This window comes from Mesorhizobium sp. M4B.F.Ca.ET.058.02.1.1 (genome assembly GCF_003952505.1).
Classification (GTDB): Bacteria; Pseudomonadota; Alphaproteobacteria; order Rhizobiales; family Rhizobiaceae; genus Mesorhizobium.
In genome coordinates this window covers 5,695,334-5,712,321 of record NZ_CP034450.1, presented here as the reverse complement: position 1 = coordinate 5,712,321, position 16,988 = coordinate 5,695,334, and the positions used below count along the sequence as shown (strand labels likewise).

General features: G+C 64.0%; 13 protein-coding genes and 1 tRNA gene. 6 read left to right on the top strand and 8 right to left on the bottom strand.

Annotation, left to right across the window (positions count from 1 at the left end):
• Positions 1-100 precede the first annotated feature (100 nt).
• Positions 101-4,822, bottom strand: a complete 4,722-nt coding sequence (gene gltB, locus EJ073_RS27790) for a glutamate synthase large subunit (protein WP_126058418.1) — start codon at positions 4,820-4,822, stop codon at positions 101-103.
• 481 nt (positions 4,823-5,303) lie between these two features.
• On the opposite strand from gltB, the gene EJ073_RS27785 reads away from it, so the two are divergent.
• Both EJ073_RS27785 and EJ073_RS27780 read left to right on the top strand, forming a co-directional pair.
• Positions 5,304-6,353, top strand: a complete 1,050-nt coding sequence (locus EJ073_RS27785; protein WP_126058417.1) for a low specificity L-threonine aldolase — start codon at positions 5,304-5,306, stop codon at positions 6,351-6,353.
• Positions 6,354-6,377: 24 nt separating this feature from the next.
• Positions 6,378-7,268 (top strand): MBL fold metallo-hydrolase, encoded by an 891-nt coding sequence (locus EJ073_RS27780; protein ID WP_126058416.1) that lies wholly within the window; start codon positions 6,378-6,380, stop codon positions 7,266-7,268.
• A 3-nt stretch (positions 7,269-7,271) separates the two neighbouring features.
• Here EJ073_RS27780 and EJ073_RS27775 read toward each other — a convergent pair whose 3' ends face one another.
• Together EJ073_RS27775 and EJ073_RS27770 are read right to left on the bottom strand one after the other, a co-directional pair.
• Complete coding sequence (locus EJ073_RS27775) at positions 7,272-8,024, bottom strand: sulfite exporter TauE/SafE family protein (protein WP_126058415.1); 753 nt, start codon at positions 8,022-8,024, stop codon at positions 7,272-7,274.
• Between the two features lie 148 nt (positions 8,025-8,172).
• A complete protein-coding gene (locus EJ073_RS27770; RefSeq protein WP_126058414.1) occupies positions 8,173-8,640 on the bottom strand; it encodes an Hsp20 family protein in 468 nt (155 codons plus the stop codon).
• 455 nt (positions 8,641-9,095) lie between these two features.
• On the opposite strand from EJ073_RS27770, the gene EJ073_RS27765 reads away from it, so the two are divergent.
• Positions 9,096-10,052, top strand: coding sequence for an alpha/beta hydrolase (locus tag EJ073_RS27765; protein ID WP_126058413.1), 957 nt, complete (start codon positions 9,096-9,098; stop codon positions 10,050-10,052).
• A 79-nt stretch (positions 10,053-10,131) separates the two neighbouring features.
• On the opposite strand, the gene hisN is transcribed toward EJ073_RS27765, so the two are convergent.
• Together hisN and EJ073_RS27755 are read right to left on the bottom strand one after the other, a co-directional pair.
• Positions 10,132-10,905: a histidinol-phosphatase gene (gene hisN / locus EJ073_RS27760; RefSeq protein ID WP_126058412.1), complete on the bottom strand. Its 774-nt coding sequence runs from the start codon at positions 10,903-10,905 to the stop codon at positions 10,132-10,134.
• Positions 10,906-11,222: 317 nt separating this feature from the next.
• Positions 11,223-12,164: an N-formylglutamate amidohydrolase gene (locus tag EJ073_RS27755; RefSeq protein ID WP_126058411.1), complete on the bottom strand. Its 942-nt coding sequence runs from the start codon at positions 12,162-12,164 to the stop codon at positions 11,223-11,225.
• Positions 12,165-12,327: 163 nt separating this feature from the next.
• Between EJ073_RS27755 and EJ073_RS27750 the strand changes: the two genes are divergently transcribed.
• The 3 genes from EJ073_RS27750 (at position 12,328) to EJ073_RS31775 (ending at position 13,385) form a co-directional block, all read left to right on the top strand.
• Positions 12,328-12,690 carry a response regulator gene (locus EJ073_RS27750; protein WP_006199474.1) on the top strand — a complete coding sequence of 121 codons (363 nt, stop codon included), beginning with the start codon at positions 12,328-12,330 and terminating at the stop codon, positions 12,688-12,690.
• 112 nt (positions 12,691-12,802) lie between these two features.
• A tRNA-Val gene (locus EJ073_RS27745) sits at positions 12,803-12,877 on the top strand.
• A gap of 139 nt (positions 12,878-13,016) precedes the next feature.
• A complete protein-coding gene (locus EJ073_RS31775; RefSeq protein WP_190233811.1) occupies positions 13,017-13,385 on the top strand; it encodes a hypothetical protein in 369 nt (122 codons plus the stop codon).
• Between the two features lie 96 nt (positions 13,386-13,481).
• Here the strand turns inward: EJ073_RS31775 and EJ073_RS27735 are convergent, their stop codons facing one another.
• From EJ073_RS27735 to EJ073_RS27725, 3 genes are all read right to left on the bottom strand, one after another.
• The gene (locus EJ073_RS27735; protein ID WP_126058410.1) at positions 13,482-14,444 is read right to left on the bottom strand and encodes a GDP-L-fucose synthase; all 963 of its coding nucleotides are present in this window, start codon (positions 14,442-14,444) and stop codon (positions 13,482-13,484) included.
• Positions 14,441-15,526: a GDP-mannose 4,6-dehydratase gene (gene gmd, locus EJ073_RS27730; RefSeq protein ID WP_126058409.1), complete on the bottom strand. Its 1,086-nt coding sequence runs from the start codon at positions 15,524-15,526 to the stop codon at positions 14,441-14,443. Before gmd ends, EJ073_RS27735 begins: the two co-directional genes overlap by 4 nt.
• Before the next feature lie 99 nt (positions 15,527-15,625).
• On the bottom strand, positions 15,626-16,780 hold the full coding sequence (locus tag EJ073_RS27725; protein WP_126058408.1) for a dihydrodipicolinate synthase family protein: 1,155 nt from the start codon (positions 16,778-16,780) through the stop codon (positions 15,626-15,628).
• Positions 16,781-16,988: the final 208 nt, after the last annotated feature.

Genomic DNA, 16,988 nt, shown 5'->3' with positions numbered 1-16,988 from the left:
CCCGTTAACCCCATAAGGCCGCCATGGCAACCGCAGTCCGGGGTCAGGATTGTTGGTGAGGATGGCGGCCGGAGATCCATCTCTCCGGCCCGTCCAATGCTTATTCGGCCGCCACGCTCATGCGCATGCGTTCCATCTCGATCAGCGCGCGGCGATACTCGACCGGCATGATCTTGCGGAATTTCGGCCGGAACGCCGCCCAGTTGTCGAGGATTTCACGGCCGCGCGCCGAGCCCGTGAAATGCACGTGGTTCGAGATCAGCTGGTAGAGCCGCTCCTCGTCATGGCTGGTCATGTCGCCGGAGACGTCGACGCGACCCTTGTGGTCCAGATCGCCGCCGTGATGCAGCAGCTTCTCCATGAGGTCGTCTTCCTCGGGGACCGGCTCCAGCTCGACCATCGCCATGTTGCAGCGTTCGGCGAAATCGCCCTTCTCGTCGAGCACATAGGCGACGCCGCCCGACATGCCGGCGGCGAAGTTGCGCCCCGTTTTGCCGAGCACGACGACGATGCCGCCGGTCATGTATTCGCAGCCATGGTCGCCGACGCCTTCGACGACTGCCGCGACGCCCGAATTGCGCACCGCGAAGCGCTCGCCGGCGACGCCGGCGAAATAGGCTTCGCCCTCGGTGGCGCCGTAAAGCACCGTATTGCCGACGATGATGGATTCGGCCGCGACGATCTTGGCCTCTTCTGGCGGGCGGATGACGATACGGCCGCCCGACAGGCCCTTGCCGACATAGTCATTGCCGGCGCCGACCAGCTCGAACGAGACGCCCCGCGCCAGGAAGGCGCCGAAGGATTGGCCGGCGGTGCCGGTAAGCTTCACCTGGATCGTGTCCTCGCGCAGCCCCTTGTGCTTGAAGCGCTTGGCCACTTCGCCCGACAGCATCGCGCCCGCCGAACGGTCGACGTTGCGGATCGGCAGCTCGATGGAGACGGCCTGCTTGGCTTCCAGCGCCGGCTTGGCCAGCTCGATCAGCTTGCGGTCGAGCACGTCGTCGATCGGATGCTTCTGGCGCTCGGTCCAGTGCACCGCCTCGTGCGGCGCGTCCGGCTTGAAGAACATCTTGCCGAAATCGAGCCCGCGCGCCTTCCAGTGCTGGATTACGTCGCGCTTCTCCAGAAGATCGGTGTCGCCGATGATCTGGTCGAGATGGGTGAAGCCCATTTCGGCGAGCAGCGCGCGCACCTCTTCCGCCACATAGAAGAAGAAGTTGATGACGTGCTCGGGCGTGCCCTTGAAGCGCTTGCGCAGCACCGGGTCCTGCGTCGCCACGCCGACCGGGCAGGTATTGAGGTGGCACTTGCGCATCATGATGCAGCCGGCCGCGATCAGCGGCGCGGTCGAGAAGCCGAACTCGTCGGCGCCGAGCAGCGCGCCGATGATGACGTCGCGCCCGGTGCGCAGGCCGCCGTCGACCTGCAGCGCCACGCGCGACCTGAGGCCGTTGAGCACCAGCGTCTGATGCGTCTCGGCGAGGCCCATTTCCCACGGGCTGCCGGCATGCTTGAGCGAGGTCAGCGGCGAAGCGCCGGTGCCGCCGTCATAGCCCGAGATGGTGATGTGGTCGGCGCGCGCCTTGGCAACGCCGGCCGCGACCGTGCCGACGCCGACCTCCGACACCAGCTTGACCGAGACGTCGGCCGCCGGGTTGACGTTCTTCAGGTCGTAGATGAGCTGCGCCAGATCCTCGATCGAATAGATGTCGTGGTGCGGCGGCGGCGAGATCAGGCCGACGCCGGGCGTCGAATGCCTGACCTTGGCGATGGTCGCGTCGACCTTGTGTCCGGGCAGCTGTCCGCCCTCGCCGGGCTTGGCGCCCTGCGCGACCTTGATCTGCATGACGTCCGAGTTGACGAGATATTCCGCCGTCACGCCGAATCGTCCTGATGCAACCTGCTTGATCGCCGAACGCTCCGGGTTCCTGCCGCCGCCGGGCAGCGGCAGGTAGCGGTCGGCCTCTTCGCCGCCCTCGCCGGTGTTCGACTTGCCGCCGATGGCGTTCATGGCGCGCGCCAGCGTCGTGTGCGCTTCCCTGGAGATCGAGCCGAACGACATCGCACCGGTCGAGAAGCGTTTGACGATCTCCGCCGCCGGCATGACCTCGTCGATCGCGACCTTCTTGCGTCCGGTCTCCTCGGCGAGCCTGATCTTGAACAGGCCTCGGATGGTCTGGGCGCGGGCCGTCTCGCTGTCGATCTGCGCGGAATAATCCTTGAACGTATCCCATGACCCCTGGCGCACCGCATGCTGTAGGGTGGCGACCGCGTCCGGCGACCACATATGCGCCTCGCCGCGCATGCGGAACATGTACTCGCCGCCGACCTCCAGGCTGCTGCGCAGCACCGGATCGTTGCCGAAGCCGTCGGTGTGGCGGCTGATCGTCTCGGCCGCGATCTCGTCCAGCCCGACGCCCTCGATCAGCGTCGCGGTGCCGGTGAAGTACTTCTCGACGAAATCCGACTTCAGCCCGATGGCGTCGAAGATCTGCGCGCCGCAATAGGACTGGTAGGTGGAGATGCCCATCTTGGACATCACCTTGAGGATGCCCTTGCCGATCGACTTGATGTAGCGCGAAACCACTTCGTAAGCGTCGACCTCCTCCGGCAGTTCGCCGCGCTTGTGCATGTCGAGCAGCGTGTCGAAGGCGAGGTACGGATTGATCGCTTCGGCGCCGTAGCCGGCGAGGCAGCAGAAATGATGCACCTCGCGCGGTTCGCCGGATTCGACGACCAGGCCGACCGAGGTGCGCAATCCCTTGCGGATCAGGTGGTGATGCACCGCTGCCGTTGCGAGCAGCGCCGGAATGGCGATGCGGTCCGGCCCGAGCTGGCGATCGGACAGGATGATGATGTTGTAGCCGCCGGCGACCGCCGCTTCGGCGCGCTCGCAGAGCCGGTCGATGGCGCCCTGCATGCCAGCGGCATTCTCGTTCGCACCGTAGGTGATGTCGATCGTCTTGGTGTCGAAACGGTCCTCGGTGTGGCCGATCGAGCGGATCTTCTCGAGATCGCCATTGGTCAGGATCGGCTGGCGCACCTCGAGCCTCTTGCGGCGCGAATTGCCGACAAGGTCGAAGATGTTCGGCCGCGGTCCGATGAACGACACCAGGCTCATCACCAGTTCCTCGCGGATCGGGTCGATCGGCGGGTTGGTGACCTGGGCGAAGTTCTGCTTGAAATAGGTGTAGAGAAGCTTCGACTTGTCCGACATCGCCGAGATCGGCGTGTCGGTGCCCATCGAGCCGACCGCTTCCTGGCCGGTTGTGGCCATCGGCGCCATCAAAAGCTTGGTGTCTTCCTGGCTGTAACCGAATGCCTGCTGGCGATCGAGCAGGCTGACATCCTTGCGCAGCGCGCGCGGCTCGACCGGCTTCAGGTCTTCCAGGATGAGCTGCGTGTTGGCGAGCCAGTTCTTGTAGGGATGCCTGGTCGCGATCTCCGATTTGATCTCCTCGTCGGAAACGATGCGGCCCTTGGCGAGGTCGATCAGCAGCATGCGGCCGGGCTGCAGCCGCCACTTCTGGACGATCCTTTCCTCAGGCACCGGCAGCACGCCGGCCTCGGACGCCATGATGACGCGGTCGTCGTCGGTGACGATGTAGCGCGCCGGGCGCAGGCCGTTGCGGTCGAGCGTGGCGCCAATCTGGCGGCCATCGGTGAACACGACCGCCGCCGGCCCGTCCCACGGCTCCATAAGTGCCGCGTGGTACTCGTAGAAGGCCTTGCGGTCGGCGTCCATGAGCTTGTTGCCGGCCCAGGCTTCCGGGATCAGCATCATCATGGCGTGGCTGAGGCTGTACCCGCCCTGGAACAGGAATTCGAGCGCATTGTCGAAGCACGCCGTGTCCGACTGGCCTTCATAGGAGATCGGCCAGAGCTTCGAAATGTTGTTGCCGAACAGTTCGGAATCGACCGAGGCCTGGCGGGCCGCCATCCAGTTGTTGTTGCCGCGCACCGTGTTGATCTCGCCATTGTGCGCGACCATGCGGTAGGGATGCGCCAGCTTCCACGACGGGAAGGTGTTGGTCGAGAAACGCTGGTGGACGAGGATCAGCGCGGTCTCGAAGCGCGGATCGCTGAGGTCCCTGTAGTAGGCCCCGACCTGATAGGCCAGGAACATGCCCTTGTAGACGAGGGTGCGCGCCGACAGCGACACGCAATAGGCGCCGATGTCCTTGTTGTCGTTTTCGGCGTAGATGCGGCCCGATATCACCTTGCGCAGCAGATAGAGTCTGGCCTCGTACTCCTCGTCATCGGTGATGTCGGGCGTGCGGCCGATGAAGACCTGCCGATGAAACGGCTCGGACGCCACGATATCCGGCGCCTTCGACAGCGACGAATTGTCAACGGGCACGTCACGGAAGCCTAGCAGCGGCAGCCCCTCGGACTGCGCCGATTCGATGATGATATCCTCGATATGGGCGCGCAGCGCCGCGTCTTGCGGCATGAACCAGTGTCCGACACCGTACTGGCCCGCCGGCGGCAGTTCGATGCCCTGGGCCGCCATCTCCTCGCGGAAGAAGCGGTCGGGAAGCTGCACCAGCACGCCGGCGCCATCGCCCACGAGCGGGTCGGCGCCGACGGCGCCGCGATGCGTCAGGTTCTCCAGCACGGCAAGGCCGTCCTTGACGATCTGGTGCGATTTCACGCCCTTCATGTTGACGATGAACCCGACGCCGCAAGCGTCGTGCTCGTTGCGCGGATCGTAAAGGCCCTGAGCGGCCATGCCGGTGGCGGTGCGGGTCGCGGTTTTGACGGCTGCCGCTTTCGTCTGCGCGGCCTGGCCGTTAATCGCAGATGGCGTCAATTCCGTCATCGTCCCGTCCTCCGTTCCGCGCCCCTTTGAGGCGCTGGTTTGCCTTGGGAAGCGCGATGCTTCCCCCTCATCCTTGCTGCACGTCTTGCGAAATCGTTGCCGAACCATGCGGTGCGCCGCCCGGTTCGTATCCGGTATCGTACAGGCCAGAGCCGAGCCGTCTACCCGTCGCTCGCGGCAACGGCCGGAATGGCCCACATGATACGCCAGTCCAGCCTGTTTTGTGCGACAAAATAAGACAGCACTACTGTCCTAAATTTTTTATGGCAGAAATCAGGCGCGCGCACAAGACCGATTCACAAAAATCTTGGCCGCGCCGCGACACAAAATTTCGCCAGAGGGCGACAAAGCGTAAGCTTCGGTCGCTGCCGATTTCGGCGTCGGCTGGCATCACCGCTTTCCCGGCAATTGGCCCCTTGCACTTGCAAGACCAAAACGGTCAAGTCGCGCCGGCTTCTGCAAATCAGCTACGGACCTCTCGATGTTCTTTGCATCCGACAACTGGGCGGGCGTCCATCCCGACATCTCGGCCAACCTATCCCGGCACGCGGCGGGCATCGCCACCGCCTATGGCGACGGCGACCTCGACCGCGCCGTCTATCGCCGTTTCAGCGAGATCTTCGAAAGCGACGTCCAGGTGTTCTTCGTCGCGACCGGCACAGCGGCGAACGCATTGTCGATGGCAGCGTTGAACCGTATCGGCGGCATCGCGCTTTGCCATTCCGAAGCGCATATCAATGTCGATGAGTTCGGCGCGATGGGTTTCTACACTGGCGGCGCGCGCGTGATGCCGGTGCCCGGGCCTCTGGGTCGCATCAACCCGCAGCCGCTGGACAAGGCCATCCAGCGCTATTCGCGGGACCTCGCGCCCGGCGGCCAGCCGATGGCCGTGACCATCACCCAGGCGACCGAAGTCGGCACGGTCTACACCGTCGACGACGTCAAGGCGATCGCCGAGGTCAGCCGTCGCCACGGCCTGCCGCTCCACATGGACGGTGCCCGTTTCGCCAACGCCATCGCCGCGACCGGCGTCACGCCGGCCGAGATGACCTGGAAGAGCGGCGTCGACATCATCTCCTTCGGCGCCACCAAGAACGGCTGCTGGATGGCCGACGCTGTCGTGATCTTCAATCAGGAGGTCGGCAAGGACCTGCGCCTGCTTCGCCAACGCGCCGGGCAGACATTCTCCAAGGCGCGCTTCATCTCGGCTCAGTTCGAAGCCTATTTCACCGATGACCTTTGGCTGAGAATGGCAGGCCACGCCAATGCGATGGCCGCGCGTCTGGCCGAGACGATCGAGGATGCGCCGACCGGCAGGCTGGCCTGGCTACCACAGGCAAACGAGGTGTTCGCGATCCTCGACCGTGCCGCTGCCGAGAAGATGCAAGCCGCCGGCGCCAAATTCTATGAATGGGGCGTGCCGCTGGGCTTTGACGGCCATCTCGGCGACAACGAGGCGATCTACCGCTTCGTCGCCAGCTTCGCGACGACGAAGCAGGAGATCGAGCGTCTCGGCCAGTTGCTCGCTTGAGCTCGCGACATCGGGAGGAACCAGATGACCAGGCCCTCTCTCGGCTCGACCATGCGGCTGGTTCGTCCGGCGCCAAACGTTGTCGGCTTCTACGATGGCCGCCTCGATGGCGTTCGCATCTGGTCGGAGGAGCCGAACTGGCTCGACGACGGCGCCTATTCGCTGGGCATTTGCACTTATGCGATCGTCGATGGATCGCAAGCGCTTGTCTATGACACGCATATATCCCTGCCCCACGCCCGCCTTGTCCGGCGGACGCTCGAAGAGATGGGCGTGACCTCGATCCGCGTCGTGCTCAGCCACTGGCATGACGATCATATTGCCGGGAACGAGATGTTCCATGATTGCGAGATCATCGCCAACCGCCTCACAGCCTCGGCCCTTGAACGTGGCCGGGCCGAGATCGAAGGCGGCAATCCGCCGATCAGGCCGCTCGTGCTCCCCAACAGGATATTCGACAACAACCTCCATCTGACCGTCGGAGCGATCCCCGTCGAACTCCGCCAGGTCGAAATCCACAGCCATGACGGCACGGTCCTGCTGATGCCCGATGCCGGCCTGTTGCTGGCGGGCGACACGCTGGAGGACTCGATCACCTATGTCTCCGAACCGGAGCGTCTTGCCGAACATCTGATCGACCTGGAGCGCATGGCCGGCTGGCGGTTCGATCGCATCCTGCCCAACCACGGTTCCTGCGAAACAATTGCAGCAGGTGGCTATGACAGAAGCCTTATCGCCGCGACCCAGGCCTATGTTCGAAAACTGCTTGCCTGCCGGCAAGAGCCTGACCTGGCCAAGCAGGATCTGAGAACCTTCGGCGCGGATATGTTTGCCTCGACGGCCGTCGAGTATTTCGCGCCATACGAAGCCGTTCACCGACAAAATGTCGAGGCTGCGCTGGCGGCAAAGGGCTAAGGGCTAGCCCAGGAACGGCCGCGCCAGCAGTTCCAGGCCAAGCACGATCAGGAAGATCAGAAACCAGCGCCGGAAGGTCGCCGGGCTGATGCGCTGCCTGAGCAGCTGGCCGAGCCACATGCCGAGCAGGGCCGGCAGCACCGCCAGTGACGACATCGCGAGATGCTCGACCTCGAACGCTCCGTGCGAGGCGAGGCCAAGCGCCAGCGCGATGGTGGACACGGTGAAGGAAAGGCCGAGCGCCTGGATCAGGTCGTCCCTGCCGGGCCCCAGCGCCTGGATGTAGGGCACGGCCGGCACCACGAAGACGCCGGTGCCGCCGGTGACGAGGCCGGTGAGGACGCCGATGATGGGCGACAGCCAGCGCTCGGCCCTGGCCGGAATGCCGGGCCGCCGCGCCAGGAGTGTGTAGGTGGCGTAGAGGACAAGGGCGGCGCCGAGGCCGGCGGTCGTCCATTTGACGTTGTCGCTGGCGAGCAACCGCGCGCCGGCAATCGTGCCGACCATGATGCCGGCCATCATCAGCCACAGCCGACGCAGGATCGACGCGAAGCTCGGGCCGGCGAACAGCTGCCAGACATTGGTGACGAAGGACGGCACGATCAGCAGCGAGGCCGCGGTGACAGGCGGCATAGCGGTGCCCAGAAGTCCCATCGCCAGCGTCGGCAAGCCCATGCCGGTCACGCCCTTGACGACGCCGGCCGGCAGGAAGGTGATGGCGATGGTTGCCGTCAGCGCCAGGGAAAAATCGGACATCGCCCTTCATGCTGGGCCGGCGCCTGCTTCAAAAGGGCCAGAAGCCTTTGTTGCGGATGGCACAGAAATCCGCGCAAACAAAAAGCGGCGCCTCTCGGCGCCGCTTTCGTCTCGGGAGGAGACTGGTCTTACGGATGGTGCTCGCGGATTACGCGGCCGCTTTGGCCTCGATCTGCCTGGCCTTGTCCGAGGACTGGGTGATCGCGATCTTGCGCGGCTTCAGCTCCTCGGGAATGTTGCGCTTGAGGTCGACGAAGAGCAGGCCGTTCTTCAGCGTGGCGCCCTCGACCTCGACATGGTCGGCGAGCTGGAAGCGGCGCTCGAAAGCCCTCGAGGCAATGCCGCGATAGAGCAGCTCGGAGCCTTCGCCGTTGCCCTCTTCCTTGCGCTCACCCTTGACGGTCAGCACGTTGCGGTGGGCCTCGATTGAGATCTCGTCTTCCGAGAAGCCGGCAACCGCCATCGAGATGCGATAGGCGTTCTCGCCTGTGCGCTCGATATTGTAGGGCGGATAGGTCTGCGCGCCGTCGGGCTGGCCGAGCGAGTCGAGCATGGTGAAGAGACGGTCGAAACCGACGGTCGAACGATAGAGCGGGGAAAAATCAACGTGACGCATAGGGTGTTCTCCTATTGAGCAACAGAGTTTGCGTTTGGCCGCTGCGAAACCCGGAACGGCGTTTCGGATGGACCAGCGGTCCCGACATTGGCGACCGCTCCAGACATTTGGGAAGCGCAAAAGGGCATTTCAAGATTTTCGCCGACGGAACATTCGAGCCTCGATGAACGTCAGATGAACCGCGGCTTCGGCCGGCGTTCAGCCAGGCGGCGTTAGGATGCTGCCAGGATCAAGGACCAGGCGGCGCGCCCAACAGACGCCGCGACGAGGCCGAGCCGGGTGTTAACGTCCCTTCCTCCCGGATCGACAAGGGCCGGAAGCAGCCAAAGGCTGCTTCCGGCCTCGTTGGTTGGCCTTCCACCATCTCCGCGACGCCTTTGCTTTTGGCGCATGGCCGTCTATCACCGTGCGACACCTCGCCAGCCGCGGCGGCAGAGCAAAGAACGAAACGCCGAATGACGGACCTTTTTTATCAGACGCCGGACAATCCGCCGCCGGAAAATGCCGCCGGCGGCTTCTTCACCACGCGTGACCGCAAGAAGATCCGCTACGGCGTCTTTGCCGCCACCACCCGCCCTCTCAAGGGCACCGTGGTCCTGCTCACCGGCCGCAACGAGTGCGCCGAGAAATATTTCGAGACCATCCGCGATCTTTGCGGCCGCGGCTTCAGCGTCGCAACGCTCGACTGGCGCGGCCAGGGTGCTTCCGACCGGCTGACCGGCGACCCGCAGCGTGGTTATGTCCGCAGCTTCCGCGACTACGCCAGCGATCTCGAGCAGTTCTTCGAGGAGGTGGTGCTGCCCGACTGTCGCGGACCATACTACATCCTCGCCCATTCGGCCGGAGCGGTGGTCGCGCTGCTCGCTTCGCCGTCGATGGTCAACCGGGTGCGGCGCATGGTGCTGATTGCGCCTTTCCTGACCTTGCCCGATTTGCCTGTCTCGATAAGCACGGTCCGCCGCGTCTGCGCGGCGTTCTGCGCGATCGGCCTTGGCCGGCTCTATGCCGCCATCGGACCGCGGCCGAAGGAGACGACGCCGTTTGAGCTCAACAAGGTGACGTCGGATCCCGTGCGTTACCGGCGCAACACCGGCATCTACGAAGCCTGGCCGCAGCTGGCGCTTGGCGGACCGACGATCCGCTGGCTGAAGGCTGCGGCCGAGGCGTCCGAGACGATCAGCGATCCGGACTTCATGAGCGCGATCCAGGTTCCGATGCTGGTGATCGCCGCCGGTGCCGACCAGGTCGTCTCGACCAAGGCGGTGGAAGCCTACGCCAGGCGCCTGCGCCTTGGCTCACTGCTGATGATCGACGGCGCCCACCATGAGATCCTGCAGGAGAAAGACCTCTATCGCGAGCAACTCCTCGCCGCCTTCGACGCCTTCATTCCCGGAACCGGCGACGCGCCCTGACCGGTGCACGGCCACCGGGCTGACAGCCTGCTGCCAGGATCGGCATCCTTGGCCGCGCCCCAGGGACCGATCGCGGGGCTCAGCCGCGCAGAGCAGCCATCGCCGCCGCGTGCAGCTCAGGCGTCGCCGCCGCCAGGATATCCCCGCCCTTCTCCGCCGGACCGCCCTCGAACGTGGTGACGACGCCGCCCGCCTTCTCGATGATCGGGATCAGCGCCACGATATCGTAGGGTTTCAGCCCGGGATCGGCGACGATGTCGACGCTTCCCGCCGCGACCATGGCGAAGGCATAGCAATCGGTGCCGTAGCGGGCGAGCTGGACCTGCTTTTCGAACTGATCGTAGCGCGAGCGCGCCTCGCCCTTAAACAGCGCCGGCGTGGTGGTGAACAGCGTCGCCCTGGCGAGGTCGGTGGTCTTGCGCGTCGCAAGCTTGCGCGGCCCGCCAGGACCTTCATAGTGGGACCCGGATGCGTTGGCATAGAACAGCTCACCGGTGAAAGGCTGCGACATCAGCCCGGCGACGGCCTCGCCGTCGACCGTCAATCCGACCAGCGTTCCCCAGACCGGCAGGCCGGAGATGAAGGCGCGCGTGCCGTCGATCGGATCGATCACCCAGACATGCCGGCTGGAGATGTTCGAGCTGCCGTGCTCCTCGCCGAGAATGCCGTGCTCGGGATACTCCGTCGATATCAGCGCCCGGATCACCCGCTCGGCCTCGCGGTCGGCCTCGGTGACCGGATCGAAGCTACCCGCCTCCTTGTTGACGACCGCGCCCTGGCTGCGGAAGCGCGGCAAGGTCTCGGCGGCGGCGGCATGCGCGATGCGCCGCATGAAGTCGATGCTGATGTCCAACTGATTCTCCCGCGTTGCAGCATGCCGTGCTTTGCCGATGATTTCCTGCCTGAACAAGGGGCATGGATCATTTAGCACCGCGGCAACTGTTGCCTGAATGTCACGCAAACGCCACCGAAACGCAATTTCCCAATCAGAGTGAATTAAAAAAGCCTGAAGTCGATTGACATTTGTGCATCGCACAATAGATTTGTTCTCGGACAGGTTTTCCTGTCCATGCCCTCCTTGGGCGTTTCCTCCCTAGACTTCGACCGTGTCGTGAAAACGATGCGGTCTTTTTTTCACGCGGCTCGCGGCGCTGATCGGGTGTGCCGGCGTTACTCGGCGGCCAGCGGCAGATCGACGAAATGATGGTCCGGCATCGCCATCAGATCGGCCGAGAAGCGCGTGAGGTCGTCGGCAAGCGCGTCGAAGCCGGGCGATTTCTGGAACGTCCGCTCGTTCATGTAGAGCCCGCGATTGACCTCGATCTGCAGCGCATGCAGATGGCGCGCCGGACGGCCGTAATGCTCGGTGATGAAGCCCCCGGCATAGGGCTTGTTGTGGGCCACCGTGTAGCCCATGCCGGTGAGCAGGGCGATCGCCGTCTCGGTCAGCGCCGCCGTTGCGGAAATCCCGAAACGGTCGCCAATGATGAAATCCGGCCGCACGCCATTGTCGCCGACCCTTATGCTGGCCGGCATCGAATGGCAGTCGATCAGCACCGCATAGCCGAACCTGGCATGGGTTCTTGTCAACAGCCGTTTCAGCGTCTCGTGATAGGGCTTGTAGACGGTCTCGATGCGCGCCACCGCCTCGGCCAGTGGCAAGCGGCCGGAGTAGATGTCGAGCCCCTCCCCCACCAGCTTCGGCACGGTGCCGAGCCCGCCCGCCACCCGCGCGGAGCGGATGTTGCAGAAGGCCGGCACCGGCTCGGCGAACATGCGCGGGTCGAGCTCCCAGGGCTCCCGATTGACGTCGAGATAGGCGCGCGGGAAATTCGCCGCCAGCATGGGCGCGCCGAGCACCACGGCGCCGCCGAACAATTCGTCGACATAGCAATCCTCCGACCGGCGGATGGCGTTGCTGTCGAGCTTGGCCATGGCCAAAAAACGCTCGGGATAGTAGCGGCCGCTATGCGGCGAATTGAAGAGGAAGGGAACGCGCTGCTCGGCGCCCGATCGGATTTCGAAGGGTGGAACGACCGAAAAATCCTCGGCTGCCGTCTTCAATGTGAACGAACCAGGAAACAGCACTGCATCATGGTCTAAAACTGCCATCTCCCCGGCCGCATGTCCAGCATTTCAGCGCTCTGTCCCCGTTGTCAAAGTCGGGCTTATGCGCCCAACGTTCACTTGATGTTTACCGACACCTCCTCATATACAGGATGGTTAACGGGCTTGCCCGGCATCAACATCGGGCGGGTGATTCGGACGGGACATGATGGCACGCATTCTGCTGGCGGAAGACGATGATGATATGCGCCGGTTCCTCGTCAAGGCATTGGAGCGCGCCGGCTATCAGGTGAGCGATTTCGACAATGGCGCCAGCGCCTATGAGCGGCTGCGCGAGGAACCGTTCTCGCTGCTTTTGACCGATATCGTCATGCCGGAGATGGACGGCATCGAGCTTGCACGCCGCGCCACCGAGATCGATCCCGACCTCAAGGTCATGTTCATCACCGGTTTCGCCGCAGTAGCGCTCAACCCTGATTCCAAGGCGCCGAAGGACGCCAAGGTACTGTCGAAGCCGTTCCACCTGCGTGACCTCGTCAACGAGGTCGAGAAGATGCTGCAGGCGGCGTGAGGCGTTCCAGCTTGATCCCGGCGCGCCTTCGGGCGCGACAAAACGAGCCCTTCTTTCGTTTTTCCACCTATTGACGCGCCGGATCAAAAATGGTGTATGCGCGGCATCGGATGGGCGTGTAGCTCAGCGGGAGAGCACTGCATTGACATTGCAGGGGTCACAAGTTCAATCCTTGTCACGCCCACCATCCTAACAAATCCCCACGGGAACAAGAGAGTAGGGCAATACGGCAGCAGGATCTTGCCGCTGCCTAATCAGCCCTGCTCTCTCACTGGCTTACTCTCCTACACTCATTGCGGCCGAGGGTCGGGTCTGTTGGGCCTGTCGTGGTTGCCGTTCTTGCCTTCGCGGCACGGCGCATCGCCAATGCCGCAGCATTTGCCGTGATAGGTGACGTTCGGCTTGAGGTTATCGCAATCCCGGGGGTGGTCGTCTTACAGCCCGCCACCACTGAAGCGGCGGCGATGGCAAGCAAGGCGTTTCTCGAAAGAATAGGCATGGACGTTCTCCTTGTGGACCGCGTTTGTTACGCAGCGCTGGGTCGCGTCCCTCCAAGGATTGGTTCAAACGAATCGGAAAATTTCTGCGAAGCCTTTCGCCATGCGCCGGCGAACAAGGCGCCGTTGCCGCTGGTGAGCGAGTGGCGCGTGTGGCGTGGAACCGCTCTTCCATCGACGACACGATTGCGCCTGTAGCCGAACGCGTCCACGACCGACTTTGCGTTGGCCATTGCCAGAAGGTGGCTGCCCAGCCCATCCCCTCATGCTGCGGCAATCAGCGTCGATTGCGGCTCAGCCCGCGCCGAGGCGAACGTCGCCTGTCTCGACATGCCGCAGAAACCACCCATAAGTCTGTTCCAATCCATCGCGCAGCGAGCAGCGCGGCCGCCAGCCCGTTGCAAACAGGCGCGACACGTCCAGCAGCTTGCGCGGCGTGCCGTCCGGCTTTGTCGCGTCGAAGGTTACCGTGGCTTCGACGCCGACCACGGACAGGATCGTGCGGGCAAGCTTGCCAATGCTGATGTCTTCTCCCGAGCCGACATTGACGTGGCCGTCGCCGGAATAGTTCTTCAGCAGCCAGACAAGCGCATCGGCGGCGTCGTCGACATGCAGGAACTCGCGCATTGGCCTGCCCGATCCCCAGACCTCCAGCTGCTTCCCGCCGGCACGCTTGACCTCATGCGCCTTGCGCATGAGGGCCGGCACGACATGGCTGCTGGTGAGGTCGAAATTGTCGCCCGGACCATAGAGGTTGGTCGGCATGGCGGAGATGTAGTCCACGCCATACTGACGCCGGTAGGCCTGGCAGAGTTTCAGCCCGGCGATCTTGGCGACCGCGTACCATTCATTGGTGGGCTCGAGCGGACCGGTCAACAGCGCGTCTTCGGGGATCGGCTGCGGCGCGAGCTTCGGATAAATGCAGGACGAGCCGAGGAACAGGAGCTTCCGCACCTCGCAGCGGAAGGCGCTCTCCATGACATTGGTCTGCACCACCAGGTTCTCGTGGAGAAAGTCGACCGGAAGCGTGTCGTTGGCCAGGATGCCGCCGACCTTTGCGGCCGCCATTACCACTGCGTCCGGCCTGTGCTCGGCCATCCAGCGCCGCACGCCGGCCTGGTCGAGAAGGTCGAGCTCGCTGCGCGCGACCGTCAGGATTTCGCAATCCTCGCCTGCCAGTCGGCGCGCGACAGCCGAGCCGACCATGCCGCGGTGCCCGGCAACGAAGACCCGTTTGCCCTTCAAATCGAAAGTCATCGGCCCACCCCCGGGCGGAACGTCCGCCCTGCCATGGCTGCATCGTCAAAATCCGCGAGGTCGGCCTGCACCATTTCCGCCACCAGATCCCTGAAGCCGGTCCTGTGCGACCAGCCCAGCACGGCTCTCGCCTTGGACGCGTCGCCGACCAGGAGGTCGACCTCGGTTGGCCGGAAATAGCGTGGGTCGATGCGCACCAGGACCGCGCCCGAAACGGCGTCGATACCCACTTCGTCTGCGTCATGGCCTTGCCAGAGCACGGTGCGCCCCGTCTCGGCGAAGGCCAGTTCGACGAATTCGCGCACCGAATGCGTCTCGCCCGTCGCCAGCACGAAATCGTCGGCCTCGTCGTGCTGGAGGATGCGCCACATGCCCTCGACATAGTCGCGCGCATGGCCCCAGTCGCGTCTGGCGTCGATATTGCCGAGATAGAGCACATCTTGCCGCCCGTGATGGATCGCGGCCACCGCGCGCGTGATCTTGCGGGTGACGAAGGTCTCGCCACGGCATGGACTCTCGTGGTTAAACAGGATGCCGTTGGCCGCGAACATGCCATAGGCCTCGCGGTAGTTGACCGTCGTCCAGTAGGCGTAGAGCTTGGCCGCCGCATAGGGCGAGCGCGGACGGAAGGGCGTCGTCTCGTTCTGCGGCGCCACCGACGCCTTGCCGTAGAGTTCCGAGGTCGACGCCTGATAGAAGCGCACCGACCTTTCGAGGCCGAGGATACGGATCGCCTCCAGCAGCCGCAGCGTCCCCAGCGCATTGGCATTGCCCGTATATTCCGGGTTCTCGAAACTCACCTGGACATGGCTCTGGGCGCCGAGATTGTAGATTTCGGCGGGTCGCGTCTCCTGCACGAGGCGGATCAGGTTGGCCGCGTCGGTCAGATCGCCATAGTGCAGGAAGAGGCGTGCGTCGCGCTCATGCGGATCGACATAGAGGTCTTCGATACGCCCGGTGTTTGATGAGGACGAGCGGCGTTTGACGCCGTGGACGACATAACCCTTCTCAAGCAGCAATTGCGCCAGATAGGCTCCGTCCTGCCCGGTCACGCCGGTGATGAGCGCCACTTTGCCCGTCATTGTCCGTCTTCGCCCGCCCCTCGGGAGAAACAGGGAAAACAGATTTGCCCGGCCAAGGCAAATTTATGGTCTTCGAACGGAACCGATCGGTGGTCGAGGTCAAACGCCTGCGACGGCGCAGAGGCTCTTCATTCGGGCCACCGCAAGCTCGGGATCGGCCAGCAATCCCGCCTGGTCGGCCAGCCGGAACACATCGGCATAATGCAGGATGCCGCGCGCCGACTGCATGCCGCCGACCATCGCGAAATGCTCCTGATGGCCATTCAGCCATGCCATGAAGACGATGCCGGCCTTGTAATATTCGGTCGGCGCCTCGAAGATCTTGCGCGACAGCGGCACCGTCGGCGCCATCAGTGCGTCATAGCCGGCGCGGTCGCCATCGGTGAGCCTGGCCAGCGCCGCGTTGGCGACCGGCGCGATGGCGTCGAAAATGCCGAGCAGCGCATGCGAGTGCCTCCTGCCGTCGCCGGCGATCAACTCGGGGTAGTTGAAGTCGTCGCCGGTGAACATGACGACGCCTTCCGGCAACCGATCCCGCAGCGCCACCTCCTTGCTGGCATCGAGCAGCGATATTTTTATGCCTTCGACCTTGCCGGCATGCCGCTCGATGATGGCCACGACCGTATCGAGCGCCGTCTCGAAATCGCCACTGCCCCAGTATCCCTTCAGGGCCGGATCGAACATGTCGCCCAGCCAGTGCAGGATCACTTTGCCTGACGCCTGCGAGAGGATCCGGTCGTAGATGCTGGAATAGTCGTCCGGGCCCCTGGCGACCGCCGCCAGCGCGCGGCTCGCCATCATGATCGCCTTGCCGCCCTGCCCCTCGATGAAGCCGAACTGCTCCTCATAGGCGGCAATCACATCGTCGAGCGTGCTCGCCGCGGAAGGCGCCAGATGATCGGTGCCGGCCCCCGAAGCGAGATCGGCCCCTTCGACGGTCCGCGCCTCTGCAATCGAGCGGCGGATCAATTCCTTTGCGTTTGCCCAGTCGAAACCCATGCCGCGCTGCGAGGTGTCCATCGCCTCGGCGATGCGGAAGCCGAGCCGCCACAGGTGATGGCGGAACGCCATCGTCCTGTCCCAGTCGACGACGGGCAGCGACCACGGGTCGGTCATGGCGAGGGGGTCGGCGACGACATGGGCGGCGGCATAGGCGACGCGCGAAAACCGCGCCCCGGCAACCGGCTGCGCGGGCCGACCGACAAGCCGGTAGCTGGCGCGGCGGCCACCCTCCTCGGGCAAGGTGATGTCCATGAAACTCTCCCTTTGGCAGCGCCTATAGATGGAACGTTCCAATAAATCAAGAAGCTTTATGATTTTTGCTCTGGCACGCCGAAATGCTGCATCGCAACACGATTTCCCTTGTCGCATAAGGTGTTGACACGGTCGAATTGTCGATTTTTTCGTTTTTCAGAAATCCGGATTGACTCTCCTCGCGCCTCATGATTAGAACGTTCCAATA

Excerpts from the sequence above, each read along its gene's own strand:
- EJ073_RS27765 (WP_126058413.1), top strand. The coding sequence starts at position 9,096 with ATGACGGACCTTTTTTATCAGACGCCGGACAATCCGCCGCCGGAAAAT.
- EJ073_RS27725 (WP_126058408.1), bottom strand. The coding sequence starts at position 16,780 with ATGGACATCACCTTGCCCGAGGAGGGTGGCCGCCGCGCCAGCTACCGG.
- EJ073_RS27775 (WP_126058415.1), bottom strand. The coding sequence starts at position 8,024 with ATGTCCGATTTTTCCCTGGCGCTGACGGCAACCATCGCCATCACCTTC.
- EJ073_RS27735 (WP_126058410.1), bottom strand. The coding sequence starts at position 14,444 with ATGACTTTCGATTTGAAGGGCAAACGGGTCTTCGTTGCCGGGCACCGC.
- EJ073_RS27780 (WP_126058416.1), top strand. The coding sequence starts at position 6,378 with ATGACCAGGCCCTCTCTCGGCTCGACCATGCGGCTGGTTCGTCCGGCG.
- EJ073_RS27750 (WP_006199474.1), top strand. The coding sequence starts at position 12,328 with ATGGCACGCATTCTGCTGGCGGAAGACGATGATGATATGCGCCGGTTC.
- gmd (WP_126058409.1), bottom strand. The coding sequence starts at position 15,526 with ATGACGGGCAAAGTGGCGCTCATCACCGGCGTGACCGGGCAGGACGGA.
- EJ073_RS27755 (WP_126058411.1), bottom strand. The coding sequence starts at position 12,164 with ATGGCAGTTTTAGACCATGATGCAGTGCTGTTTCCTGGTTCGTTCACA.
- EJ073_RS27785 (WP_126058417.1), top strand. The coding sequence starts at position 5,304 with ATGTTCTTTGCATCCGACAACTGGGCGGGCGTCCATCCCGACATCTCG.
- EJ073_RS27770 (WP_126058414.1), bottom strand. The coding sequence starts at position 8,640 with ATGCGTCACGTTGATTTTTCCCCGCTCTATCGTTCGACCGTCGGTTTC.
- gltB (WP_126058418.1), bottom strand. The coding sequence starts at position 4,822 with ATGACGGAATTGACGCCATCTGCGATTAACGGCCAGGCCGCGCAGACG.